Source organism: Halococcus thailandensis JCM 13552 (assembly GCF_000336715.1).
GTDB classification, from domain to species: Archaea; Halobacteriota; Halobacteria; order Halobacteriales; family Halococcaceae; genus Halococcus; species Halococcus thailandensis.
Map to the genome: position 1 here is coordinate 1 of NZ_AOMF01000075.1, position 25,651 is coordinate 25,651.

Consider the following 25,651-nt stretch of genomic DNA (forward strand, 5'->3'; position numbering starts at 1 on the left):
GCTGAAGAGTACTCAACGTCGTAGGTCTCGGCGATGTAATCGCGGACAAGCGGCGGCCTCCATGCTGGAGCATCGATTCCTGCTTCCGACGGCGACGCCGCCAGCGTCGCCGTCAGCTCGTCCCACTGGTCATCAGTAAGCCGAGAAGAACTGCCACCACGAGGGCGATCGCCGAGCGCGACGGGATCGCGCTCGGCGACAATGTCGAGCCAATCGTAGACGGTCTGTTCGTGCCAGCCGTATTTGTGCTGGATCTTGGCGGGTGAGAGGCCAGATTTGTATTCGAGAGCTACAACCAAGCGTTTGACCGCTTTCGGATCACGCTCCGTTCGCAGTTGCTGGCGCAACTGCTCCTCGTCGATATCGGCCAGCTTCTCTCCCCGCTTCGTCATAACAGGCTATACGCGCCCTGTAACTATGAACTAGACTCCTAATCCCTATAGCAGCGAACGTTCAAGCGCGTTTACTGCTCTCGATGTTCGTATAATCGAGCCATCTGTTCAAAGAAGACGAGTATCAGCACCATCGAGATTGCCGTACTGAGAACCGTCCGAACCGGGCTTCGTTTAGCGGCGGCCCGCAGGTTGTATAGATGGATCGGAGCAGCGAGAGTCATGAATACGAGGTTTGTTAGCGAGGAACGAAGCCCCTGCTCAAGCCATACCTGCTCTCCCAGTACGACACGGGTTGTCCACGCTTCATCATCAGCAGGTGGAGAAAATAGGAGTGGATTCACAGCTACAAACAGAAACGTTCCAGTCAGGAGTAGACGATCCCGTCGATAGATGCCCAAGACGAGCGTTGGGTACGCTACGAACAACGTCCAGACGCTTCCGGGATTGGCGTGGCCCGACCAAAAATACCGATCGGTGAAACTGTTTCTTTCGATTATGGGATTATATACTCCTGTTGTCGTCTCACAATCGAACCGAGGGTATGTGAACTCTTCCACGGCAGCCTATCTGATGAGTAACGCACCCCTGTCAACAACCACATGGTTTCTGACAGACTGTCAGTAGCCCTGCCTCATTCAATACAGAATCCCTCCCTCAGCAAGAGCTGTCGATTCCCGACTGATTTTCACTCCGAACGAGGGATGTTACCTTCCGACGATCAAAATGAGATTGGCTATACCCGCCAAGATCTCCAGCACGAGTACCATCGGAACGTGGAGTGCTATTAATGATGGTATCGCCAGCGCTGTCGGTTGCGATATCGGTTTGCGAAGAGTGTTGTTGAGCGGTGGTGTAGATGAACCATCTTTGGCACCCCTGATTGCCGCTGTAAGAGTAGTTCAGTGTATCCACCAATAGCTACAGGGAGAGACACCCCTCGTTGCCGCTGTAAACTATAAACTCACTACCGTAATTAGAGAAGACCCCGTGTTGCCGCTGTTAGTATGGTAAATATCTAGAATTTGTGATCTAATGGCTCCCACGTCAACTAGTAACAGAGATTAATGATATTTATCTATTCTATCCCTAGAGTTATTACAATCCTCACCGTACACTTCCGCAATGCACTTTCGTCAAACTGAGACGACGGTTCCTTTGTCGTCGAAGAGATGAAAAGGAGGGTAGGTAATAGCTATGTTCTAACGGATATTAGGACACTCAGTAACCCTCTCTCCATATATTGATTCTTTCAGTACCTGATTTCGAGTGGCGACTTAATCTTATCCTTTACAGCGGCAATCAGGGGTGAGTGTCTCCCTTCATTTACAGCGGCAACGAGGGGTTATCACTTCTATCCGGACTGTATCACCACATTCAAGCCTATTGTCGCTACTTCTATGAAAGATAGCTAATTTCACACTTCTTACAGCGGCACTACGGTGTGCCAAGATTCATAGTCTGTCCGTGTAATGAGCGGCTATGAGTGATTCAAAATCCTTCTTTGGCAACCCAGATCCGATCTTTGCCGATAAGGAACTCCTTCGTGTCAGTCACCTTCCCCAGGGGGACCGAATCATCGGCCGGGATGACGAACTTCAAAGCCTCGCTAAGGCGATCAAAGATGCACAACGTGGTGGAACACCAAATAATGTCCTCATCTATGGGAAGACAGGAACTGGCAAGAGTCTCTGTTCGAAATATATCACTCGTGACCTTGCTGATGCCGCTGCCGAAAACGATGTGAAAGTCGGCATCGCATATGTTGATTGTTTCCAGGAATCCACCGAAACACAGACAGTTCGAACTATTGCTCGATCACTTAATGATCCAGACCAGACGGATGTTACTGTTCCACACTCCGGTGTGAGCACCTCTGACTATTATCGTCGGTTGTGGGATATCCTTGACAGCCGACTAGACGTGGGCATTATCATTCTCGATGAGATCGATAAGCTGGACGGCGACAACGTATTGATGCAGCTCTCGCGTGCAGCAGAAGCAGGAAAAGTCAATAAATCCACGCTCGGAATCATCGGTATCAGCAACAAAATTCGGTATAAAGATACTCTCAATGAGCGTGTCAAGTCAAGCCTCTCCGAACGCGATTTCGTGTTCCCACCTTACGATGCAGGACAACTTCGCGCGATCCTCCGTTCTCGTGCAGATGCATTTCGGGAAGATGTCCTTGCCGAAGATGTCATTCCAAAAGTCGCTGCGCTCGCTGCACGAGAGCACGGGGATGCTCGCAAAGCGATCGATATCCTCCGATATGCTGGTGAAATCGCTGATGAACACGGCACTGATACGGTTCATGTCGAATACGTAGATGAGGCCCACGAACGTGAGGAACAGGCTCGTCTCTCGGAACTGATCTCGAAACAGCCGACTCATTCGAGATATCTGATGTTAGCGCTTGCGCTTCGAACACAGGAAACCTCGGAAGAAACACCGATGATCCCGACAAAGCAGATCTATTCTGCCTATCAAATCGTCTGCGATCGTGAAGGCACCGAACCGCTGAAAATGCGTCGCGTCCGTGATCTTCTCTCTGAGCTTGCGTTTCTCTCTCTTATCGAGCAAGATCGGAAGGGACGAGGAAAAGGGAAAGGGGCGCATACTGTCAATGAACTTGTCGATGATCCGGAACTCGTTAGCGAGGCCTGCCAATCTACCCGTTGAGATACCTCATGAAACTGCTCCGTGTTGTCTGCAGGAAGATTCAGATGCAATACGTCTGCACGATGTGATTCCGAAGAATGTACGGAATACCTGCTTTTCGAGAGCGTTCCGCTGATTCCGGATCGAGGCTTTGATACAAATTGTTAGCGCATACCCGCGTCAGGCGCGGGTTGAGCGGTAGTCCGTTTCTGTGTCCGTGCAACCGCTTTTCGTTGGCGTATCGGTAAACTGGATTTCCCATCGTAACGATCAGTAGTGCATAGATTCATAGTGTGCATACGGATGAAGACCACACGGCACGCGACCTACAACCTCAACTACCACATAGTGTAGTTACCGAAGTACCGTCGTTCGGTACTGACGGGAACGGGCGCGTGCCACGTCGAAGACATCATCCACGAGATAGCCGATGACAAGAGCTTGGAAATTATCGACCTCACCGTTCAGACCGACCACATCCACCTGTTCGTGAGTAGCCCACCGAAGCACGCTCCCTCGTTGCTCGCCAACTGGTTGAAAGGAATTTCGTCGCGGAAGTACAACCATCGCTACGCGAGTTCCGATGAGCAGAAAATCAAGTGGGCACGGGGCTACTACGCTGGAACGGCGGGCGAGGTCTCCAGCGAGACAGTTCAAGACTATATCCAGCGTCAAGCGGCCGAAACATGAACGAGGTCACGAAAACGCTGGAACTGAAACTCGTCTCACCGAACGCTCACAAACGGCGAAAACTCCGCGAGACGACCGACGCCTACCGTGCGGCGCTCCACGCCGCGTTCGACGCTGACTGTTCCACACAGTCGGCGGCGAACGACGTGGTAGTTGAGTACGACTTATCGGGCTACGCGAAGAACGCACTCAAGAAGTACGTCCCACAACTGTGCGGTGGAAGCTACGACGCCGACGAACTTCACGACGAGCATCCCGTTCGGTTCACGAACGAGGGCGTTCAACTCGACTACAAGCCACAGAACACCGTCGAGTGGTACGTAAAAGTCCCGCACCACGACGACTACCATCTCTGGGTTCCCGCGCAACCGAACCCCGAACAGCGGTCGTGGATCGAAGTCGTCTTCGCGGGAGACGCCGACATGGGCGAGTGTCGGCTGTTCGACCGCGACGGTGAGTGGTTCCTGCACATGGTCGTGACGCGAGAGGTCGAAGAACGCTCAACCGATTCGGTGTCCGACGCGACGCCGATTGGTGTGGACATCGGGGACTCTGCATTGCTCACGGTGTGTCACCGTGACGAGCGCGGCACCCCGACTGCACCAACACTCTGGAACGACGAAGGCAAAGACGTTCGACGCCTTCGGAAGAAGTATTTCACCGCCACGCGGCGGCTTCAGGAACGCGGGAGCGAACGGATATTCGAGTCGTTCGGCGACCAACTTTGGCGGCAGATAGACCATATCCTCCACTCGGTGACGGATGCTGTGGTCGAGCACGCCGCGTCGGTCGAAAATCCTGTCCTCGTGTTGGAAAATCTCACGTACATCCGTGAGCGCATGGACTACGGCGCGTACATGAACCGTCGCCTTCACGGGTGGGGGTTTGCGAAAATGCACGCCCAACTGTGCTACAAGGCCGCCGAACGCGGCATCCCTGTTGAGACGGTGAATCCCGCGTACACGTCCAAATCGTGCCATGTTTGCGGCGAGACGGGATATCGCCTCGAGCAGGCGGAGTTTCGCTGCACGAACAACGAGTGTTGGGTTTCGGAGTATCAAGCAGACGTGAACGCCGCGCTGAACATAGCAGACCGCTACTCCAGCGGAGAGAGCCGTTCAAGAGAACACACGGACGGCGATGACTCGGCTGGAGATGGGGCGCGTTTGACCGCGCCACAAGACAGCCAAGCCGATGGTGAACACCAGTAGATGGCTTCAAAAGACGCTCCGCGTCTTTTGGCAACCGACAAGCTTCGATTTTCGGGACTTGGAACGTATGCGTGTTGAAACCGACGGTAGCCGTGACGGCTACTGAAATCCGGTGGTCGGATTCCACGTCGTTTACGGCGTGGAGGAGGTCAATTGTAGAAACTCGTCCTTCGAATCTGGGGCCAAGCAGCATATCGAATATAGCATTTATCGGTTTATAATACATTCTCCTGTCTACAGGCTGCCACGGCGCTGTCCGGTTGAGAGTGAGTAGGTTGAAGAGCTGGTTGTCTATGCCACTCAGCGACCTGCTTGACGAAGCGTTGGGGGCAACAGATATGACTGTTAGAGCTGAGAGCGGACGGCGAACGTCCTGATGGGCAGCGCTGTCCGTCCCCATTCTGCGGGGCTTTCGCTCCGCGAAACCGTAGCGATTCTCGACCTTCTCGGCGTTGATTGCTCACACGGAGTGGTTGGGATGGGCGCACCATCTTGCAGACGAATAGGATGGCCCGCTGCGGGTGTTCCGCAGCGAATCGCCGTCGACGAGACAGCGATCCGGATCGGCGTGGAGCAGCGATGGTGTTACGCTGCAATTGACCTTGAGTCGATGCTGCTGCTCGATATCGAAGGTTCAGCTGCCGTGGGACCGATCCCGCAGCGTTACAGGGTCGAAGCTCTCGTGTAGCACATTGGAACGCTTTGTGTTCTGAGGACGGTATTCCTCTCGCGCCTCGCGGAGCATCACGACCTTTCAGAAGCGGAATTGCTGGTCAATAGCTTGGGGTACCGGACCGCTCTGGTCCGACTGGGACTGAGCAGTTAGGTTGAGTACAGCGGACGGAACCACATCAAGCGGTGGTTCCGGATCTTCAAACAGCGGATGGACTGCTTCTATACGACCTAGAATAGCGATCCGGCCAGCATTCGCCGCTGGTTGCGGTGATTCGTACACTACAACAACCCGCATCGCCCGCACCAAGCGCTCAACGGTCGCATATCGGCAGAAGAGACAAATCAGACAGCGCCATGCCCTTCCCATGTGTATTCACTACGTGCATTCATCATGTGTGTTCATCGGGTTTGTTCATTATGTGTGTTCATTAGCAAGGGTAATTGCTTTCCACAATCACTACCTGTATGTGATGGAGTTCTTGAATGTGTCTGACGAACGTTCAAGATGTGTGGGAATCATGAATAGCGTATGTTGGCGTATTCGACCTACAGTGAGGCCGGTGGTGTCGGAAAGACTACTACTGCAGCGAACCTAGCTGTGGCCCATGCTCGTGCAGGGTTAAACCCACTTGTTGTCCCACTTGATCCTCAGGATGGAAACCTGTCACGATTGCTTGACGTTGATGAACGGCGAACGGAGCCAGTGGACAACCTCGTCCGGCACATGATACGACGCCCAAAAGGAGATTTCGATGATCTAGTACGGACCGTTGAGGGCGTAGATATCATCCCAGAACACAACATGCTCTCTGATCTCACAGAGTATCTTCAGCGTGAGAAAGATCAAGCTGAAGCGATGGGCGAGGCATTCGGTATGCACGCTCAGTTGCTTCGCGTACTTCGAGATGCGGGAGTCCCGGAAAAATACGATGTACTCATCTGCGACCCACCCGCAAGTGAGGGACCACATCTGTATAATGCGATTCATGCGACCCGATCATTGGTTATCCCGGTAGAACCCAGCGCGAAGGGACAGGCAGCTGTTCAGGGCCTGGAATCGCTTGTGAGTGGTCTCCAGGATCAACTTGACGTTGACGTTGGAGTTCTCGCAGCAATACTGGTCGGATTCAAAAATACACGCGATCAGCGAACGATTCTCAATGAAATCGAATACTCTGTTCCGGAGATCATTGGTGAGCGCACGTCCCTGATGGAAGGATGCTGGATGCAGCAGTGCTCAGCATTCAAATATGTCCGTGAATATCGCGAGCGTCGCCGCGATTACGAAGTCGACACTCTCGCTCAGTTTGATCAAATCGCCCGTTATCTAGAACAGGAGGCTGGACTTGAAGCACCGAATCCACCAGAACCAGGCGATCTCGAACATGAGGTGATGACCGCATGACTGGTATGAAGGAAGGAGCTGGTGAGGACCCGTTTGCTGACAATGGGTCTGAAAGTTCGAATCCGACAGAGCAGGAGAAAACGGGCGACACGAACGCTGAATCAAAAGCGACAGACGTGCGCCAAACTGGTCAACAACAGATACAAATCCCGTACAAATTTCGTCGTGATGGCGTCCAAGATGGTCGTAGCCGCGTCCCGCTATTCTTACAAGAGGATACGAAACGTGCTGAGCGTGATGCTTTGCGCGAGCTTGAAGAACGGTTCGATAACAATGTCTCGCTAACAGATCTGCGGGAAGCACTTGTGAAGGTTGGTCTTCAGCATCTCGACGAAGCTAAAGATAATCTGGAGCAATGGGGCTATGGAATGACGTTTGACGAATAATCAGCGACGTGACGCACCACGACGAGTACGGCCCGCTCTTTTCTGCATTCGGATTCCCTTTGTCCGGCTCTTCGGAAAGAGAGCGGCAAAACCCTTAGTAAATCAGCACGGACACTACTCATATCGTGGACGAGACGATCACCTGGCTTCGCAATCGATCACAGCATCAGGGACGGATACAGCATCACGAACGCATCCCTGGACGCGAAGCAACACTCACAGATCTCGATATCGACTACCGGATCGAGATGGCGCTTGCGCGGCGCGATATTGACGATCTCTACTACCATCAAGCCAGTGCAATTGAGGCCGTCCACACCGATCAGAATGTCGTGCTTGCAACGCCGACTGCCAGCGGGAAGAGCCTCGCATACACTATCCCAGCGTTTGAGCGCGCTATCGATCACGGCGGACGAACACTCTATATCGCACCCCAGCGTGCGCTCATCAACGATCAAGAAGAGACTCTCTCAGCGCTCGCTGATGATCTTGGTCTCGGCGCACAGGTCGGTGTCGAACAGTATACGGGCCAACTCACACAGGATGAAAAGCGGGCGGTACGCGATCGACAGCCCCACACTGTGCTCGTAACGCCTGATACTCTTCATTACGCCCTTCTTCCGTGGGCGAGTCGGCTCTGGGAATGGTTCTTCCGTCAACTCGACACGGTGGTGATCGACGAGGTTCACGAATATCGTGGGATATTCGGAAGCCATGTCTCGCTTGTTCTCCGGCGGCTGAATCGCGTCTGTGAACGCTTTGATACTGATCCTGATGTGATCTGTTGTTCAGCTACGATTGGGAATCCTGCCGAGCACGCCGGGACCGTCACTGGACGTCCTACCGACTCGTTTACTGTCGTAGACGAAGATACCAGTGCAACCGGTCCAACCAACTGGCTGTTCTGGAATCCACCACGCAAGTCCGGCAGCAACAACGGACAGACGTCTCAACCGGACGAGACGATCAATACTGCACCAGGCGATGTGCAGAGCGACATGGCAACCGCAACCGATGACTCGTCAGCGAAAGCAGAGCCCATAGCGGAATCGGCAGTCAGCGGTGATTCGGACGACGATATGGAGACAGGCGGTGAGCGCCGATCAACACACGCTGAGACAGTCGGATTGTTCTGCGACCTCGTAATGCGCGGGTACCAGACGCTGGTGTTCACGCGGTCGCGCCAAGGTGCGGAGCGCTACGCCGACTGGTGTTCTGACCGACTCAGAGCTCGGAACGAACACGATCTCGCTGATGCCACTACTGCCTATCAGGCCGCCCTGAAACAAGATCGCCGCGAAGAAATCGAAGAAGGGCTTCACGACGGTTCGATTCGCGGAGTGTGGAGCACAAACGCGCTCGAACTCGGTGTCGATGTAGGTGGTCTCGATGTCGTCCTTCTCGATGGGTATCCAGGGACGCGGATGAGTACCTACCAGCGTGCCGGACGCGCTGGTCGAGGCGATGAAGCAAGTCTCGTCACGCTTGTTGGTGGGAACGATCAACTCGACCAGTACCTGATGGCTAATCCGGACTCATTTTTCGATGGCGACCCAGAACACGCGGTGGTCAATCCGGCAAACGACCAACTCATGCCCGAACACGTCTGCAGTGCCGCGAGCGAAGCATGGCTCAAACCTGACGACGATCGCCATTTCGGTGAAAGCTTCCCTGAGGTAGTCTCTGAACTCGACGACGAAGGAAAACTCGACCGTCGGGACACGCACGCAGGCATCCGGTGGTTCTACGATGGTGACGATAGCCCACAACACGAGATGAGCCTCCGCACTATCGACGACCGCGAAGTTAGACTAGTCGACCGTCTCCAGAATACGACGATAGCACGCCTGCCGTTTGCGGATGCGCTTCGAGATGCCCATCCTGAAGCGATCTACCATCACCAAGGGACGACCTACGAAGTCGCCGACCTCGATCTCGACCGGGGACAGGCGCTTCTCGAATCCACGCAGACGAACCACTACACTCGCGCGCTCAGGGACAAACAGATCACCGTCGAGCGGGATCTCGAAGAGTTCCGTCTCGACTGCTATTCGGCTGTCACGGTTCGGTTCGCTGAAGTGACCCTCCGTGAGCAAATCGAGAGTTATCTACGATTCGATGGCACGGAAGACGAGGGCACCAAGGTGTTACTCGATGATCCCCTTCCAGAGACGACACTCCAGACGCGAGCACTGTATTTCACGATCCCACCGGCGGTCGAACAGCGAATTTGCGCACAGAGTCGCGAGGAGGATGGCTTCGCCGGCGCAATTCACGCGGTCGAACATGCTATGATCTCGCTGTTCCCGCTGGAGCTGTTGTGTGACCGCCGCGATATTGGCGGGCTCTCGACGCTGCTGCATACGCATACAGGACAGAGTACGATCTTCATCTACGATGGGTATCCCGGTGGTGTTGGTCTCTCACGCGGCGGCTACGAGCGAGTTGAGGACCTTCTGCGTGAGACTCGGCAGCTACTCGTGGACTGTCCATGTAAGAGCGGCTGTCCTGCGTGTATTCAATCACCACACTGTGGCAATGCGAACGAGCCACTCTCGAAAGATCTCGCGCTTTCGCTGCTCGATGATCTGCTTGACGATACCGACCATGATGCCGGCAGCAGGACGTCGAACACAAACACCCGTACTGGAGCGTGTGAGAGCGTTGAGGCCATCGAAAACACCGAGGATGGGCCTGCAACGAATGAGTCAACGAGTCCTGGAGATGGTATAGACGATCCCAATCTGCCCGAGAACGAAGCGTCGACCCAGTGTGCAAAGGATGCGGGGGATGACGAGTACGATACAATCGAGACGGATCGGGCTCGGAGTACCATCGTCGAACGGATCGCGGTCGAAACCGGTGTTGCTCTGGAAACAATCGACTCCGCTCTCGAGACACTGGAAGGGTACGATGTGAGCCCCAACCAGGCTAAACCGTCGCTTATAGAGCGATATGCGAAGGATGGACCGACGATATACGACATCAGCGGAATCGGCCACGTCAGAGGCCACCACCTCCTCTGCGCCGGATACGACACACCTGAGGCCGTTGCCGGTGCATCGCTTGAGGACCTCACGACGATTCCCTATCTCGGTGAGCGGATCGCGCCCGAGATCCGCGATGCGGCACGAGAATATATCAAAAGACACGAAAACACTACATCGGGACCCGAATCGAGATCATGAACCGCATGCTGAGGTCGATATATCGGCAGAGAAGGCTACCCGATGACTGATAGATCGGGAAGGCCTTCGTTTCAGAACAACCGCAGTGCGGTGATCAGCTCCGATGGCGACTATCGATACCGGCTCTGGCGAACGTGGGACGAGGAGAAACCCACAGTAGCGTTCATCATGCTAAACCCGAGCACGGCGGATGCAACCACGGACGATCAGACCATACGGCGATGTATCGGATACGCGGAAGATTGGGGCTATGGCAGGCTGATCGTCGGGAATCTGTTCGCGCTTCGGAGCACCGATCCACGACAGTTGGATGACCATCCAGCCCCTGTTGGTCCGGACAACGACGGGCATCTGCTGGCAATCCGCGATGAAGCCGAGAAAATAATCGTTGCATGGGGCACTCATGGCTCCCTGCGGGACCGTGACCAGAGGGTAGCGCAACTACTTGACGCGGATTTCTACGCGCTTGCCACTACACAAGAAGGACAGCCGGTTCATCCACTCTATCAGCCGGCAGATATTGGTCCAAATCCATTCACCGTCGATGGCATTTCTGATTGACCAACCGAATTCCCAGCTATCTCGCAATTTCGCTACACTACGTGAAAGCGTTCAGGATTGCTGATCCCGTATGAACGGAGATCTCCATACGCTGCATCTCTCGCATGGTTCACTGGTGTTTCAGTCTCGGAAACCCGTTTCCAGATGTGTCAGCATCCGTGACTACGAATCTGTGTCTGGTGTGACAGTTAAGTGCGCGCGCTTAACACCATTGGTGAGTCGTTCAGACCGCGACTCTGCTGACCATGGAACTAGAAGAATTCACGCAATCCAACGCTCCAGCGGACGGTGGAGAGGGATTCCAGAAAGAGAATAGCAAAATCCTTGACATTCATCTCAACGGGACAGCGATGGTCAAGGCTGGTTCGATGATCGGATATACCGGTGAGATCACTTTCGCAGGGAATCGTCCGCTGAAGGTGGAATCGCTGGGTTCGTCAATGATGCAGTCAGCAGCGAAGGGACGCCGGTCATGGAGCTCGAAATGGCATTCCCGCTAGCGAACGACGGCTGTTGATGACGACGAGTAGCGTGCCGCCGATGAGCAACCCAGACGCGACGACGGGGGTGACGTCGCCCGCGATCGCCAGTACCATCCCGGCGACCGGAACGATGAGCGCGAGCGCGAGATTTTCGACGAACCGCTGGCACGTCCCGTGGGCGATGGCAAGGCAGTCGATGAACGAACCGAGATCGTGGCTTGTCAATAGTGCGTCGGCGGCCGTGGCGGTGAAGTCGCTGCCCGCCAGCATGAATATGTTGAGTAGCAGTGACGACTTTCCGTCCAACTCATACTCTCCTCGACCACGCTTTTAGAGAAGTCTTGGTGCCCAAATCGTGATGAGAACTAAACGATTCTATGATCCCCTCCCCCATGTCCGGATAATCCACGCAGTATCTACTACTGCAACTCTGAGAAATACATATGAGTTTTGTAATCTAGGAAAAGCTAACATTATGTACTACTCGATTACAAATGCTACGGACCACATCGTACCACTATCACTTATAGATTTTTCTCGTAGAGCAGATCATATACTTCGAGACTCAACACTACTCCAGAGTTATGCGGACATGGTGGGGGGAGCGGGTATGACTGGATCATTTGAGCCGACGACGTCACCTGATTCGTCGACTCCAATCACGTGCTGGGCTCTGGCGGTGTTCCCAGAAGATTGTTCGATGAGACAACCTTCCGCATAGAGATCTCGATACCTCGTGCTACATACAGCAGTCCGGGGATATGCTTGAATCTTCACCTTCTGGCTGGATTCTTCAGGATCGGATTGTGATGACTTCGATTTCAGTGCGACTCGTTTTGTACATTTCACTCATCATGTAGGATGGAGTACAGCGATAGCCGAACCATTGAGTGTAGAAGTACCTTCTGCTCGCCGCGTCCATAACATCAGAAACACCGAAGTGGGTGGATGGTAGTATTCTTGACTAGAATGGCACTACTCGAACGTCTCCTGGGAGAGGATACACTGGACGAACAGGTCGATCTCGAAGAGCGACAGCACGAAGCGGATGACACACTGAATGATCGCATCGACGCAGCAGAGTACGGAATCGACACGTGTGCGGTAACGGGTATTGCGGTCGTCAACGAAGGCCCCGGTGGTGAGCCGATCGTGGTGCCGATCGCGCGGTTCTCGTTGGGCGAAGACGTCGAGGAACCCGATTACGATCTCGTCTGGGAGTTGGTCAGCGAGGGTCTCCACGCACTCCAGCCAGCGCTTGAGGGCGTGTTCGTGCGTCACTACGACATCCAGTTCACGTTCGACGGCGACGAACTGTTCGAGGCTGAGGAATGCCGTCGCGTCGCCGTCACACCCGATCTCGCCGATACGTTCGTTTCGGATGCCAGCTTCGACACTGGCGTGCTGCGAGACGCGATGCTTGACGCCGATGACATTGACGACGAAATCGCGCCGGTTGCGTGGGGCGAATCGAAAAACTACAGCAGTACGGCCAATGCGGCGATCGTGACCAACGGAGCCGCGATGGCAGCTGGGACGAGTGCGGGTGCAGCGAGTTGTGCTGGCACAGGGGCGGCGGGTGCTGGTGCGGCTGGCGGCACCTGCGGTGGCGCTGGTGGCGTCTGAGAGTCGATTCTGTTACTCACGAGTTACGATTCTATCGGCTCAGAGAATGTTTCAGTCCGATTCTATCCGTTAGAGTGTTAGTATCGCTTATTCGAAGAACTGAATATCTGGAACTATCTCTGTCCGTAGTATGTCAATTACTTATGCACGATCCTATCAGTTCATGTCACGAAGTCGTATTTCAGCTGTGCTTCCGCTGACTTCAATCGAAACGATATATTTCCCTGTTGCTGGGACTTCAAACTCTTCATGTCCGCTACTGGCAGTTGTCGCGGCAATTTCTTCACTTGCATCCGCTTTATGAATGTATCCATTGATAGTACCGGAACCACCATCCGACCTTTCAACTTCAATCCGCATCTGATTGCCTTCTTCTAGTTCCACTTCCCATACCTTGGTTGGTGATGTAGCTGAGATTTGTTTCTTGTGTAGCACCGCATCGCCCTGCAGACATCCTGATACCGCTGCCGTAGTAGCCACTCCCACTACTGTCCCAAGGTACGTCCGTCTGTCCATAGTTTGACCCTGCTTGTCCATGTCGCTTCTCTGTGTGAACATGGCAGGCAGACTTGTCCACGTGAATATAAGAGATGACGCTAAGTAAGTAGTGTCGGCTGACCCTGCTCGGTAATTGATCGTGGTTCGTGATCGGGTCGCTGTCTGCTGATTTTATGAACGAACGAGACGGCAAAAGTGGCCGACACTGGCAGTTTAAGTGTGTCCTCCATTCAATGAGAACAGTATCGCGTCATCGTCGAACGATCGGGCGACACCGATGATATGACGATGGAAATCGAGTCGGGGCCGACTGAACTTCCCTTGGTAGTCGGGGATGCCATAGCAGGTCTGACGCACTGCGACGTGACCGCGTATCGGTTGGATGAGGATGGAGACAGAGTCGGCGACCCTGCCTATGAAGAACGAATCGAAGACCCCAATACGAAGACGAGCGGGAGCTATCGAGTACGAGCTCACCCTACTGAGACGGGATGTGGAGCCAGTAGCCAAAAGCTTGTTTGTGAATTTGGATCGAGATTGGACGGAAGATCGACGATGAGTGACTGAATTGCAGGGGAAGTGATCTCGCTTCGGGATCCATTGCTCGGCCGATGCCTAAAATGGGTAGAGCAGTTACTGCCGTGATCACTTTGCCTCGCGTACGTCATTTCCTTCTCGAACCATGTCAGGACAGTTCGGGCAGACGCGCACGGTGTCCATCTCAGTCGGGGCGAACACACGAACGTACTGCTTGGTGACGGATCCACCACAATTCAGACACTCAGGCATNGTCCATCTCAGTCGGGGCGAACACACGAACGTACTGCTTGGTGACGGATCCACCACAATTCAGACACTCAGGCATAGTAGAGTCGGTTGACCCTCGGAACTTCATTCTATCGCTACATTCGAAATCTGCGTTGCGGACGGTTGTCCGAGACCCTGGGAGAGGGTGAGTGAGATAGGTGATTTCTGGGTTCTCGCGTATACAATATTCCCTTCGTGTGATTTTCATCGGGTTTAGAGAGTGGATCGTGCTGGATGGCTCATTCGTTATCCGTCTATCGGTATATTTTACTGTTAGAATAACCACCTTCGAGATATGTATGATCTGACTGGCTTCCAGCGCGACCTGCTATACATTGCAGCTGACAAAGGTGAACCGAACGGGCTCGAACTCAAAGACGAACTCGAAGGCTACTACGAGACGGAGATCCACCACGGACGACTATACCCGAACCTCGACACGCTCGTCGAGAAAGGGTTGATCGAAAAAGGTGAGCTCGATAAACGAACGAACTACTATCAGGTGACCCAGCGTGGGCAGCGCGAGATCGAGGCCCGTCGTGAGTGGGAAGACCAATACGTCTCACCGGAGGTCTGATAGCCCATGCGTAGTGTTTGGATTCCTCGGCCGCGCATTTTCGGTAGCAACCCCTCGGGAGTAATGGTGACCAACGACGGTGGTGAGGACGTCTAATGGTCAAGATACCCGACCGACTGGCGTGTCTGTTCACTGGTTCCGTCACCGAGGCAGGCGATTCCTACACGATTGAGGTGCCAGAAGACGAACTCGATGCAGGAGTGATCACAGCCGGAGAGACCTATCGAGTGGTGATCCTCGAGGATTCAGCGCCTGCGGGCAGCGACGATCAGCAGGATCTATCGACGACCTCGCCAGCCTCAGCGACTTCGAAGCCACCGGTATCTGAGGGAACGATCTGCGAGGTGACTATCGAGTCACTGGGTGACCAGGGTGATGGGATAGCGAAAACCGATCGTGGATACGTGCTGATCGTCCCGGGAGCGCGTCCCGGTGATGAAGTGACCGTCGAAATCACGAACGTCCGCGAGAACGTCGCGTTCGCAGAGGTTCGATCAGGTCGAGATCAGTCCGAGACTTCGGAGAGTCAGTAACTCTCTTCAGCCGAAGAGGGCGATATCTGTCGAGAAAAATCACCCCACGCAGATACATTTATCACTCTGTCCGTACTATGTTTGGAACATCTCATGACCAGCACGTCAGGCGATCCTCGCAACTTCGCATTGCGTGATGAGAGCGGTGAGAAAACGAGCACTTTCACCGGGCAGGTACCACGACAGGCGGCACTCAAGGTCGCTCGGCGACTTGATACAGCCGACAGCGAAGCCCAAGCGAGCCGGGAGGAGTTTCGCCTGCGGGAGAAAGGAACGAAGAAACTCCACATCTACGAGGGGTGGGCGTGGCGCGAACAAGCACCGGAGGACAAACCCGGCTGGATGGCCGAGACGATCACCGAAGCGAACGTTTCGAAAGAGGGTATCGAATATCTCGACGAGTTGTAGTTCGAAGACTCGATACAGATTCATATACAGGCGATTGAAACAGCGGGTATGGATGAAGGGCGACGGATATCACCGTTCGCCGAAGACACGCTCGCGCTGCTGACCGAAGCTGCCGGTGGATCCGGCGAGGAACTTACGAAAAACGAGGCTTTCGAAGTGATTCGGGCCGACAAGCGTTTTGGAGAAGCCGACGCCCAAGCAGCGCTGACCGAACTCGAAAGCCGTGGCTATATCTACTATGTCGATGAGACTGTCCGAATCACACCGACCGACGAATGAGTGGGGAAACTCGCTGGAACACAGCCGGTAGGTCGTCTCTGGCGGGATTTCACTTTCAGTCCGGTTGGAAAGGTTCTATCATCGTCCGGTGGATAGCTGGATGCCGAGGCCGGTACGGATCCGGTCCTCAAACGAGTGTCTCACACGCTCTCCCTCTTATGATACGGACAATCAGACAGGTACTTTCCCGGACGACAGCGGAGTCGATCGTTGAGTGCCGTCACTGCGGTGCGAACGTCGAGCCAGAGGCTGATTCCTGCCCAGGATGCGGGTCAACAGAGATCGCGTCCTATGAAATCGGTTCATGAACTGGGTGGAGCTGCTTCGTCCCGCCCGTCCCGTGCCCACCCACAGCGGCGTGGTGTGAGGGGTGAACCGCGACAGAGAGCCGATATTTCCCGCGAAATTCGGTGTGTCGCCCAGACTCTTTAGACAGTGACGTTCTGAGCCGGTGTATGGCGATTCCGTTCGGCGCGACGTGGGGTACGCTGATCGAACGTTGTGAGAAACTGCCTGATGAAGCGACACTGATCACACCGCTGGCGTCGAAGCGATTCCGGATCATCGACGTTCAGGACCAGCGCGTTATCATCACCGACGTCGACTCGGGTGACTCACAACCACTGCAGCGTGAGCAGTTCGAAGCGCTCGCCGAGCACACACGCGAGGCGATTGATGGTTACGAGCTCGAACGGTTGCCGCCAAAAGCCGCACCGTACGCAGCAGTGCTCGCACTTCACCCGCGGTACGTGCTTGACGAACGCGAAAACACGCTGACCGAATTAGACGAGGCCGACGAGAGCGCTGTGCTGGACGATGCACCGCACTTGTCGATGAGTACAGGCGCGGATGATGATCAGGATAGCGAGCGTGAGGAGCCCGAGATCGACGTCTATTCGGACATGTTGTTGTTGATCGACGCGCTCGAACGCGAGGACATGAGCGCTCTCGAAAGCGTTGAGACGCCTATACTGGTCAACCTCTATACGCTCCTATCGGATGTACAGCGCAACGCCAACGATCTGCGACAGGACGTGACTGATGTGCTCTTAGAGCGCGTCGGACACGATCGGCCGGTCCACGGTCAGTACGGGTCGGTCCAGCGAACGACGCGCCGGAACCGCTCGCTCAAAGATGACGAGGAAGTGCTCGACGCGTTCGCCGAGACTGGCATCGATCGCGACCAACTCGTTGGCGTCGACCGCTCGAACGTCGATGAGGCACTGGATGTCGTCTCAGTACCCGAATCGGCCGTCTATGATGTTTCCGAGAGCGAGTACGTTCGCAAAGCCGAGGTGGATGAAGAACGCAAGGAGACGCGTTTGCAAGGTCTGAAGGATCGGCTGGCGGTGAGTGACGATCCCGAAGCGGATGTCCTCCGCCAGGAAGTCGAGCGGTTGGAACAGGAAATCGAGGAACTGACCGAGTTCTCACCGGCGAGTTCGTTCGGGACGCAGTCAGAAAGCGGCTGAGTGTCGACGACCCGCGTATCGCTGGTTAATCGAGTAATCTTCTGCACTCGGCAGGATGTTCTGATTTCATCGGGGCCATTCGCTATGTCTGCCCACGAGCGACGACAAAGAACGACCACACGGAGCAATTACCCGGCTTGTGGAAGCCGATTCCGCTAGTCTTGGCCGACTGGCTGTCCACCACTGCCTGCGGTTTCAGATGTGATCCCATGTGTTTCTTCGACTTGAGAGTAGACGAGAAATGCGCCAAGTCCTGAAAGAACCGCTCCGAAGGCAAATGGGACCACGTACCCAAAGGAAATAAGATAGCCTGCAATCAGCGGCCCAATTGCAGTTCCGAGGGTGAACGCCATTGTCAGCACCGAGAAAGTTGTTCCGGAATTGCCTGTATCAGCGATATCGCCAGCGAGTGCAAACCCTGGTGCAAACGCCGTTGCGGCCGCCGCGCCCTGAATGAGCCGCGTGACGATCATCCCGAGCGGGGTTGTGACGAGGCCTTGAGCGAGCATAGCTGGTATGAGAACGATGAGACCACCGAGGATGAAGGGTTTGCGACCATAGCGATCGCTTGCGGCTCCGATCGGTGTCTGTAGGAACACCTGTGCGACGATGAACGAGGAAAACTCGATGCTGAACAGCTGCGCACCTTGGTTGAGGTGATTGTTAATGTCTGTTTGGAGTGGTTCAATCATGGCGATACCGATTGCTACAGTGAGAAGCGCGAGGCCAAGCGCGAACACCGGATCGATCAGAGTGTCGTGGTCATGGTCGAAGATCGCAAATCCGAGGTCACTGCCTGCTTCCGCATCCTGTTCTTCAGCATCGGGATCCTCGACGAACAGCATGATGAGTATGGCCCCGATCAGCGCACCGAGTGCTGCGATGTAGAAGGCCGCCTCGAAGCCCGTCATCGCTATTCCGGCAACATAGTATGGTCCGCCATTGACAACCGATCCAGCAAGAATCGGCCCAGCGGCGAACCCAATGAATCGGAAGGTGTTGAAAATGCCCATATCACCACCGCGCGACGCCTCGGTTGTTAGTTCATTCACAAGAGCGACCGTCGACGGGATGGTAATTGCCACGCCGATGCCTTGGAGACCCCGGATGGCAAGCATCGCCGTGTAGCTGCCGGCGAGCGAGTAGACGTAGTTTGCGCCAGCGAGTATCACGAGCCCAATAACAATGAAAATTCGCCGACTGCCGGTCCGATCGGAGTAGTATCCCGCGATCGGTTGGAGAATGGTGCTGAGAAAGCCGAACGCGGACAGAATGATGCCTGTGATCAGTGCTGCTCCAAGCCCGAAGGCATCGCCGGTAATGACGTTGCTGCCGATATACAGTGGCAGAACGATGATGAGGAAGGAATTTCCGATCGAGTCGGCCATCCGAGCGAATGCGAGGGTGTAAACCCGTCTATCGGCACCAAACATATTCCTCACCCACGACGATGCGAGTGAGTAGGCCCGACTTCCGATGCCTGATTTGCTCACGTTGCTCCCCTCTGCCAGAGCGATTTTCTATTGACGTATCCTGGTTTCGCCATTGGCTCTTCCATTACTGACTGTTCGGTTAGTTAGTTCCTTAAGAGTTTGGTACGCTATCGTTGATGGTGGCTGCACGAATGTTGATTGTTCTGATAACTATTGGGAGTCAGAAGATACATACGAGAAGCAAACTAACTATGCAGTCAGGTATCGAAATGAGTACCGACGAAGATGATGGATCGGACCAAGCGGGTGACACAGAGACATTCGACTGTGATGCGCGCAAGGCGATCATGGAGGCTACCTACCGAGCGCTGTGTGCGCATGGTGCGGCTGACCTTTCAGTGCAGGATATTGCCGACAAGTTCGAGAAAAGTAAATCGCTCATTTTCTACCACTATGACTCGAAGGAGGAGCTCCTCACCTCATTTTTAGTGTATCTGCTCGATGGCTTCGAGAAACGGGTGGCAACGACGGATGACAAGGAGCCGATTGAGCAGCTCGACACTCTCATTGACGCGCTGCTGTTCGGTCCTGAAGACCATGAGGAGTTCCAGACTGCGATGCTTGAACTTCGCTCGAAAGCTCCCTACAACGAGGCCTATCGCGAGCAGTTCCGAACCAACAGCGAGTATATCCACGGTCTGTTTGAGGCGGTGATCGAGCGCGGTATCGAACGGGAGGAATTTGCCGATGTCGATCCATCGCGTATCGCCACGATGCTTCTCACGACTATTGACGGTGCACGAACGCGCTTTGTCGTCCACGGCGACGAAGAGTCACTCGACGCTGCGCGTGAGGTGATTGACGATCAACTCGATCGCACGCTGTTTGCTGGAATCGAGTCTGAACGGTTGAGTGGGACGCGCATGCCATGAAACAGTAAACAGTTTGTCACCTGTATAGCGAGTAATGCGTGAGCAACTCGTCGGCGTTGGCCGCTCGAATGTCGAGGAAGCGCTGGAGGTAGTCTCAGTGCCCGAATCGGCCGTCTACGATGCTCGGAGAGCGAGTACATGCCGGCGGAGCTGAGGTGGACGAAGAACGCAAGGAGACGCGCTTGTAGGGACTCAAAGCCAGGCTAGCGGTGAGCGATGATCCTGAAGCGGATGTCATCCGCCAGGGAGTCGAGCGGTTGGAGCAGGAGATTGAAGAATTGACTGAGTTTTGCCCGCCAGTACGTTCGAAATGCAGCCAGAGCAAAGCTGAGACGTGAGTATGGATCTTGCATCCAGCAGTTAGTGGCAGTCTTCACAAGCTGCTGGTGTTTGTGGTGAGTAACTTGCTCCTTTTCGTGATTGGTTTGTGAAATCGGTCGTGTGTGTTTCTCTCGCGTATTCGTTCATGTAGTCGAGTGTTAATATGACCAAAAGGTGGATATGACTTCAACAACTACTCTCATCTATACAATGACTTCGGAGCACGTGGGACAATCGGTTGCTGAGAACCTTCGGACGATCCTGGGCGACGCGAGTGGAGAGGTGATTGCGGTGGGCTTGGACGAAAACGCGACGCGCGAACTCGTCGGGATGCTTGCTGAGAGCGAGGAGCCGCCGAACGTGCGCTTGCTCGCTGGAGATGACGTGTTGAAATGGCTGAGGGACGATTTCATGTTGGCGAGCACAGCCGCGGAGTTGCGTGAAGCAGATGTCTTGGAACTGCGAGCCGCTGGTGAGCGGCTGGATGACACGTTATTGATGGCCGAGGAGATGGTCGTCTCGCTGCTCATGCCGACTGATGAGCAGAGCGCGGCGCTAGTGACCGACGACGAGGAGTTCGTCGCGGCCGTGCGCGAGCGCTGGAATGAGCTCTGGGAGGATGGAGAACAGTTCGACCTGCGGACGCCAGCGTACTCGCACGTGCTCGAAACACTCGCCGATGAGTTCGATTCGGCACTGGAAGCGGACTTCGAGACGGTGCTGGAGTCGATCGGGGATATGGATACAGGTGACTGGCTGGATGAGGTGGCAGTGAGTCTGCTCGTCGCGGCCAAACACGAGGAGTTGCTCTACGATATCTCCCGCTGGGGAGAGGATGCGGGTGTCGCGAGCAAGGCGACGTTCTCGCGCAAGAAGACCCAGCTNAACACGAGGAGTTGCTCTACGATATCTCCCGCTGGGGAGAGGATGCGGGTGTCGCGAGCAAGGCGACGTTCTCGCGCAAGAAGACCCAGCTCGAAGAGCAGGGACTCCTGGAAACGGAGAAAGTGCCGATCGACGTGGGACGGCCGCGGTTGCGTCTCCTACTGGGTGAGGAGCGTCTCCGAGAAGCAGATGCAGACGAACTGGCGAGTGTCGCACACGAGATGCTCTCGGCGGCTCCAGCCTAATCGCCACCGAGTAGCGACGAAGCGTGCCGGCGTGACGTCGGACAAAGTGGTGGCTGCTGGGGACACCTGATAACGAGTGAGCGATGGGATTGAACTGTCGTCGGTAATTTTCTCCGATAGCATCAGGTGAGTTAATAGAATCTTCAACGAGAATCGGTATAGTGTAGGCGGCGTGTCACAGAGTGATACGTGATGCAGACCGCAAACACACAAAGCTTATTCCAAACTCGTCAAGAAATCAAGCGCGCATAGGGGTGCGTTCTGGCATCATTTCCGCGCGTGGCACTTAGCGCACCCCTGTGGGCTTGAAATTTCCAGTAGACTATAACTTCTGCGGGGATATGTGGGTGAACCCTCCCTTGTTTCGGCTGTAACCCGGCCTGTGGGCTTGTCATGAGAAATCTTCGACGAGAATCGGGTGGCTGGCTAAAAGGATGGAACAGTTTGCGGGGTATACACGCTTACTCCACTAAGCACGAGTTCATTGCTTATCCTGACGGACAGTTCCTCATTCCACAGGGTGGGGTTCCTGTCGCTCTTCGATTTTGTGGCTCGTTTCGCCTTCGTGTTCAACAGCGGAATACAGAGCTTGCTCGTCGGTGAGTGCCGCACCGGAAGTCCATGCGCATTCTGTGCAACTGTACCACGTCATTGAGGCGTGTTTGACGTGGATTCTGGTGTAGGAATCGTCATACTACGAGGGGAGTGTTCTGTTGTTGGTCGGTATGTTCGTGTCGGATGTGTCTTTTGAGGGGACTGTAGCCTCTCTGACCGATTTCGAATGTTCGGTTGCAGAACGGGCAGGACTGATAGACGGTCATCGGGTGGGAATGTACCGCTAAGTTGCGTGTACTGTTAGTCGTGACGGTGGTTGGTGATTCAGCCAGCCGTTACTGTTTTCGCTNGGTCATCGGGTGGGAATGTACCGCTAAGTTGCGTGTACTGTTAGTCGTGACGGTGGTTGGTGATTCAGCCAGCCGTTACTGTTTTCGCTTGCCTCAACTGTGATACTCGACAGATCGATCTCGCTTACATCCCTTCGGCAGTATAAAGAACCAACGCTGCTTACTTCCTGTAAATAGGGGAATGGCTACCGACAGGGTTCAACCACTGCCTTGTAGCAACCTCCAACTCAGATTTACTCCAGTGTGAGACTTCCTGCATACGATTGATCGCGTTCAACAACAGTCTCCGGTACAAAGCAAATGAACGCATACTTCTCGGCAACATCGCTTAGATCCTGAAATTGCTCGTCCCACTCTGATTCATCACTTCCAAGATATTGGGAGAGAAGACGCTCGCCTCGGTCCCCATCGAACGGTTCGACAGTAGCGTGTCCACGCATCCCGACGTGCTCGACACGCCCTGTTTCTGGATCGAAATCAATAATCGAGACCGCAGTCCGCGGGTCCTCCTTGATTCGATCTGGGAATGTCTTGTTCGAGAGAGTAGCGATGATCCAGATCGCGCTATCCTCCCAAAGAAACCACAGGGGCGATACCCGAGGACCCTCGTCAGATAAGGTTCCGAGATGACAAAAAAAGCGGTCGGGCCAGAAAGTCTTCTAATTCGGCATCCAGCGTATCCTCGACGGTTTCCATATCTGTTGTCGAACAGTAGTAGGACAATCGGTGTTTCGCTGCGGCACCACCCCGCTGCGGGAGCCTCACGTCCCCACGAGGGGGCCGGAGGTCTGGCAGGCTAAGGATAAGCGACGGATCCACCGATCAGTTACTGCAGGATGTGAGCGGAAGACGATTCACTCGTTTTCGAGAGCCGCGTAGATGTCGTCATGACGCCGCCCGTCGAGTTTCCCCATCTCAAGGACGATCTCGTGGCGTTCCTCATCGGTCGTCGCTGATTGGTACCGCTCGTGCAATCGTCGAACGTCCTCGTTGACTTCCGGTGAGGAATCGGTGCTGGACGCCATCTCTGCGTTGAGTGTATTCGTCGTGTCCATTAATCAGTTGCGGCGGGCGCACGCCCGGAAGTAGATGACGGCTGTCTCCGTGTCGACTTCGGCTTCGTCAGTTGCGAATCGATGCAACAACGCGCGAATTTCATCGCCATACTCGAAGACGTATCCGTTCATCATATAGAAAACGACGACTGCGCGCAGTGCAGTTCGCTTGTTTCCGTCGACGAAGGGGTGGTCTGCGACGAGGAGCCTCATGAGATGAATCGCCTTTTGATGGAGCGTGGACGGTACCTCGCCGAAGAACCCTTCCGAGATGTACTGGAGAGCGGATTCGATCGTGTCCTCCGATCTGACTCCGGGCTCCGTGGCGTCACCTTCCCCAACGATCTGCTCGTGGAGGGCAAGGATTTGTTCGACGGAGGGATACACGAAGTCGTCAGCCACACTCTGGGTTCCTCTGTGCTCAGGGATAATCGTTTCTGACAGCCGTAGTTCGCTCATACTAACAGACATAAATGCGTAAGATATTTGGAGGGTTGATGCTATCGAGAGCGGCGAGTGCAGCATCATGAAGTTCGTCCAAGGAGTCGAACAGGCGATTGCCGAGTGCTTGATTGAGTTTCTTCCAGCAGTCCTCCGCGGGGTTCAGCTGGGACAGCCCGGCCTTGGACAGCAATCGCCGGACGTGACGGTCACAATAGTCCACGTCGAACTCTTCGCTGAGGTAGTGCTGAGCTAGTGGAACAGACCACGCGGGCGCGTCAATACCGACTTCTTCGGGTGATTCGTGGAGTGCAGCTTCGAACTGTTCGCGTTCCTCATCGGAGAATTCGGGTGGGCATCCGGATCGGTGATCGTCGTAGACGACATCCTCAAACGGCTCATCGGTGAGCCGTTCGGGTCGATCAAGCCATCGTGAGAGCCATCCACCGGTGTATCCGTACCGTTCGGCGACTTCTTTCTGGTAGCCCGTTGCACGGTTTCGAAATCAGTTCGGTAATATCGTACAGCAGTCACTAATTGCAGGAATAGTCACTTTCACTAGACTAGAAGTNTAAGATCACCGTTCGTGAATACCTCCGAACCCACGGCGAGGTCGCCTCCAAGGACGATCTCCGCGCCGGCACCGACGTGCCGGCGTGGTATATCGACCAAATCGCCTCTACCAACACTTTCTACACCTCGTTGAACCACAACAGGGAGTACGTCGCCAGCAAGCACATCGTCGGCCACCGATCCACCCACGACGGGTTCTGGAGGCCCGAGGTGGATGACGGCGTCGCCGTCTTCCACCGCAAGGAAGACGCCAAGCCGACGCTCAAGCACCTCGCGTTCCGCCGTCCATCCGGGCTGACCGCATCCGAAGCAAACGGCCTTCTCGGCCGTCGTTCCTACCGCCCACTCCAGAAACTCGCTGACCAACAGGAAGTACACGCCACGGAGTGGCAAGACACCACCGTCTACACCCACAGCTGGCCGTCCCTTCGGGACGACCAGCTGGCTCAGCGTGAAACCGACCAGCCAGCCGATGTCACNCCCGACGATCCTGCTGACGACGGCTACCTCTACCGTGACGAACTCGTCGCAACCTTCCTCTCGGTCGCTGTCTCGGAACTTCAGTCAATCTCCCCCGAACGAGCTGCCGCACTTGTCCTGCGGCAGTTCGAGGGCGACTCTTTCGACGCCCTCGAACGCCGTCTTCAGCGCAATCATTCGTTTCGAGAGGCTCTCGACTACACCGAGCCAGAGGACGTCCCGGATGGGACGTCGCTCTGGCGGGCCTTCGACGAACTTCATCCCGATGAACTCCGAGACTGCCTCCAGTCNGATCACGAACATGGCGGTGAGTTCGTCGTGATCGACGGGACGCACATCGCGGCGTGGGCGAATACGCGTGATGAGATCGAAAATGGCGACGTTGAAGGTGCGAGCTGGGGGAAACATGAAGGATCGTTCTACGGGTACAAGGTGTTTCTCGTGGTGGATGCGGCAACGGAGCTGCCGGTCGCCATCACGATGGAGACCGGCAAGAGGAACGACAGTGCGGCGTTCGAACCGCTCGTTGA

At 54.9% G+C, this 25,651-nt stretch carries 23 protein-coding genes and 6 pseudogenes; 18 read left to right on the forward strand and 11 right to left on the reverse strand.

The genetic code is table 11. The annotated features are described in order from the left end of the window. Positions 1 to 392 (reverse strand): helix-turn-helix domain-containing protein (locus C451_RS03115; RefSeq protein ID WP_007737607.1); only part of this gene is annotated, 392 nt, incomplete at its 3' end. 71 nt (positions 393 to 463) lie between these two features. Beyond that, on the reverse strand, positions 464 to 952 hold the full coding sequence (locus C451_RS24275; protein ID WP_394295057.1) for a DUF6653 family protein: 489 nt from the start codon (positions 950 to 952) through the stop codon (positions 464 to 466). Positions 953 to 1,874: 922 nt separating this feature from the next. Between C451_RS24275 and C451_RS20670 the strand changes: the two genes are divergently transcribed. From C451_RS20670 to C451_RS03160, 9 genes and pseudogenes are all read left to right on the forward strand, one after another. Continuing rightward, positions 1,875 to 3,074, forward strand: coding sequence for a Cdc6/Cdc18 family protein (locus C451_RS20670; RefSeq protein ID WP_007737609.1), 1,200 nt, complete (start codon positions 1,875 to 1,877; stop codon positions 3,072 to 3,074). A 282-nt stretch (positions 3,075 to 3,356) separates the two neighbouring features. Further along, positions 3,357 to 3,743, forward strand: a pseudogene (gene tnpA, locus C451_RS03130) (IS200/IS605 family transposase). Further along, the gene (locus tag C451_RS03135) at positions 3,740 to 4,954 is read left to right on the forward strand and encodes an RNA-guided endonuclease TnpB family protein (RefSeq protein ID WP_007737612.1); all 1,215 of its coding nucleotides are present in this window, start codon (positions 3,740 to 3,742) and stop codon (positions 4,952 to 4,954) included. The pseudogene tnpA and the gene C451_RS03135 overlap by 4 nt, the downstream one beginning before the upstream one ends. A 338-nt stretch (positions 4,955 to 5,292) precedes the next feature. Beyond that, positions 5,293 to 5,972 (forward strand): annotated as a pseudogene (locus C451_RS24280) (hypothetical protein); the annotation flags it as partial. A gap of 186 nt (positions 5,973 to 6,158) precedes the next feature. Then, entirely contained in the window at positions 6,159 to 7,034 is an 876-nt protein-coding gene (locus C451_RS03145) for a ParA family protein (protein ID WP_049912808.1), read from the forward strand. Further along, complete coding sequence (locus C451_RS03150; protein WP_007737618.1) at positions 7,031 to 7,420, forward strand: hypothetical protein; 390 nt, start codon at positions 7,031 to 7,033, stop codon at positions 7,418 to 7,420. The genes C451_RS03145 and C451_RS03150 overlap by 4 nt, the downstream gene beginning before the upstream one ends. Before the next feature lie 125 nt (positions 7,421 to 7,545). After that, positions 7,546 to 10,011 (forward strand): annotated as a pseudogene (locus C451_RS03155) (DEAD/DEAH box helicase); the annotation flags it as partial. Between the two features lie 324 nt (positions 10,012 to 10,335). After that, complete coding sequence (locus C451_RS23535) at positions 10,336 to 10,608, forward strand: helix-hairpin-helix domain-containing protein (RefSeq protein ID WP_241431162.1); 273 nt, start codon at positions 10,336 to 10,338, stop codon at positions 10,606 to 10,608. A gap of 42 nt (positions 10,609 to 10,650) precedes the next feature. Then, a complete protein-coding gene (locus tag C451_RS03160) occupies positions 10,651 to 11,169 on the forward strand; it encodes a DUF1643 domain-containing protein (protein ID WP_007737620.1) in 519 nt (172 codons plus the stop codon). Positions 11,170 to 11,639: 470 nt separating this feature from the next. Here C451_RS03160 and C451_RS03165 read toward each other — a convergent pair whose 3' ends face one another. Next, on the reverse strand, positions 11,640 to 11,957 hold the full coding sequence (locus C451_RS03165) for a hypothetical protein (RefSeq protein WP_152420370.1): 318 nt from the start codon (positions 11,955 to 11,957) through the stop codon (positions 11,640 to 11,642). A 663-nt stretch (positions 11,958 to 12,620) separates the two neighbouring features. Between C451_RS03165 and C451_RS03170 the strand changes: the two genes are divergently transcribed. After that, positions 12,621 to 13,277: a hypothetical protein gene (locus C451_RS03170; protein WP_007737622.1), complete on the forward strand. Its 657-nt coding sequence runs from the start codon at positions 12,621 to 12,623 to the stop codon at positions 13,275 to 13,277. Positions 13,278 to 13,433: 156 nt separating this feature from the next. Here C451_RS03170 and C451_RS21675 read toward each other — a convergent pair whose 3' ends face one another. From C451_RS21675 to C451_RS24520, 3 genes are all read right to left on the reverse strand, one after another. Further along, positions 13,434 to 13,835 (reverse strand): hypothetical protein, encoded by a 402-nt coding sequence (locus tag C451_RS21675; RefSeq protein WP_152420371.1) that lies wholly within the window; start codon positions 13,833 to 13,835, stop codon positions 13,434 to 13,436. A gap of 585 nt (positions 13,836 to 14,420) precedes the next feature. After that, positions 14,421 to 14,564 (reverse strand): DUF7563 family protein, encoded by a 144-nt coding sequence (locus tag C451_RS24515; RefSeq protein ID WP_449271498.1) that lies wholly within the window; start codon positions 14,562 to 14,564, stop codon positions 14,421 to 14,423. Then, on the reverse strand, positions 14,557 to 14,790 hold the full coding sequence (locus C451_RS24520) for a DUF7563 family protein (RefSeq protein WP_449271499.1): 234 nt from the start codon (positions 14,788 to 14,790) through the stop codon (positions 14,557 to 14,559). The genes C451_RS24515 and C451_RS24520 overlap by 8 nt, the downstream gene beginning before the upstream one ends. Before the next feature lie 87 nt (positions 14,791 to 14,877). Here C451_RS24520 and C451_RS03175 point away from each other — a divergent pair, with 87 nt between their 5' ends. The 5 genes from C451_RS03175 to C451_RS03195 all read left to right on the forward strand — a co-directional run bounded on the left by C451_RS03175 (position 14,878) and on the right by C451_RS03195 (position 17,851). Beyond that, positions 14,878 to 15,159 carry a helix-turn-helix transcriptional regulator gene (locus C451_RS03175; RefSeq protein WP_007737623.1) on the forward strand — a complete coding sequence of 94 codons (282 nt, stop codon included), beginning with the start codon at positions 14,878 to 14,880 and terminating at the stop codon, positions 15,157 to 15,159. A 95-nt stretch (positions 15,160 to 15,254) separates the two neighbouring features. Then, positions 15,255 to 15,692, forward strand: coding sequence for a TRAM domain-containing protein (locus C451_RS03180; RefSeq protein WP_007737624.1), 438 nt, complete (start codon positions 15,255 to 15,257; stop codon positions 15,690 to 15,692). 93 nt (positions 15,693 to 15,785) lie between these two features. Next, positions 15,786 to 16,100, forward strand: a complete 315-nt coding sequence (locus C451_RS03185) for a non-histone chromosomal MC1 family protein (RefSeq protein WP_007737626.1) — start codon at positions 15,786 to 15,788, stop codon at positions 16,098 to 16,100. A 48-nt stretch (positions 16,101 to 16,148) separates the two neighbouring features. Further along, complete coding sequence (locus C451_RS03190) at positions 16,149 to 16,379, forward strand: hypothetical protein (RefSeq protein WP_007737628.1); 231 nt, start codon at positions 16,149 to 16,151, stop codon at positions 16,377 to 16,379. A 455-nt stretch (positions 16,380 to 16,834) separates the two neighbouring features. After that, positions 16,835 to 17,851 carry a hypothetical protein gene (locus tag C451_RS03195; RefSeq protein WP_007737629.1) on the forward strand — a complete coding sequence of 339 codons (1,017 nt, stop codon included), beginning with the start codon at positions 16,835 to 16,837 and terminating at the stop codon, positions 17,849 to 17,851. Between the two features lie 155 nt (positions 17,852 to 18,006). Here the strand turns inward: C451_RS03195 and C451_RS03200 are convergent, their stop codons facing one another. Then, positions 18,007 to 19,284: an MFS transporter gene (locus C451_RS03200; protein ID WP_007737630.1), complete on the reverse strand. Its 1,278-nt coding sequence runs from the start codon at positions 19,282 to 19,284 to the stop codon at positions 18,007 to 18,009. A gap of 179 nt (positions 19,285 to 19,463) precedes the next feature. On the opposite strand from C451_RS03200, the gene C451_RS03205 reads away from it, so the two are divergent. Both C451_RS03205 and C451_RS03210 read left to right on the forward strand, forming a co-directional pair. Beyond that, positions 19,464 to 20,216 (forward strand): TetR/AcrR family transcriptional regulator, encoded by a 753-nt coding sequence (locus C451_RS03205; RefSeq protein WP_241431160.1) that lies wholly within the window; start codon positions 19,464 to 19,466, stop codon positions 20,214 to 20,216. A 501-nt stretch (positions 20,217 to 20,717) separates the two neighbouring features. Then, positions 20,718 to 21,667 (forward strand): annotated as a pseudogene (locus C451_RS03210) (transcriptional regulator TbsP domain-containing protein). A gap of 1,138 nt (positions 21,668 to 22,805) precedes the next feature. Here C451_RS03210 and C451_RS20690 read toward each other — a convergent pair. The 4 genes and pseudogenes from C451_RS20690 to C451_RS21685 all read right to left on the reverse strand — a co-directional run. Continuing rightward, a pseudogene (locus tag C451_RS20690) lies at positions 22,806 to 23,171 on the reverse strand (pyridoxamine 5'-phosphate oxidase family protein); the annotation flags it as partial. Positions 23,172 to 23,426: 255 nt separating this feature from the next. Then, complete coding sequence (locus C451_RS22845; RefSeq protein WP_162832745.1) at positions 23,427 to 23,597, reverse strand: hypothetical protein; 171 nt, start codon at positions 23,595 to 23,597, stop codon at positions 23,427 to 23,429. A 33-nt stretch (positions 23,598 to 23,630) separates the two neighbouring features. Next, the gene (locus tag C451_RS21680; protein ID WP_007737634.1) at positions 23,631 to 24,029 is read right to left on the reverse strand and encodes a type II toxin-antitoxin system death-on-curing family toxin; all 399 of its coding nucleotides are present in this window, start codon (positions 24,027 to 24,029) and stop codon (positions 23,631 to 23,633) included. A gap of 208 nt (positions 24,030 to 24,237) precedes the next feature. Beyond that, positions 24,238 to 24,549: pseudogene (locus C451_RS21685) on the reverse strand (helix-turn-helix domain-containing protein); the annotation flags it as partial. A 302-nt stretch (positions 24,550 to 24,851) separates the two neighbouring features. On the opposite strand from C451_RS21685, the gene C451_RS03225 reads away from it, so the two are divergent. After that, positions 24,852 to 25,651, forward strand: an 800-nt coding sequence (locus tag C451_RS03225) for a transposase (protein WP_449271500.1), incomplete at its 3' end; no start/stop codon positions are given.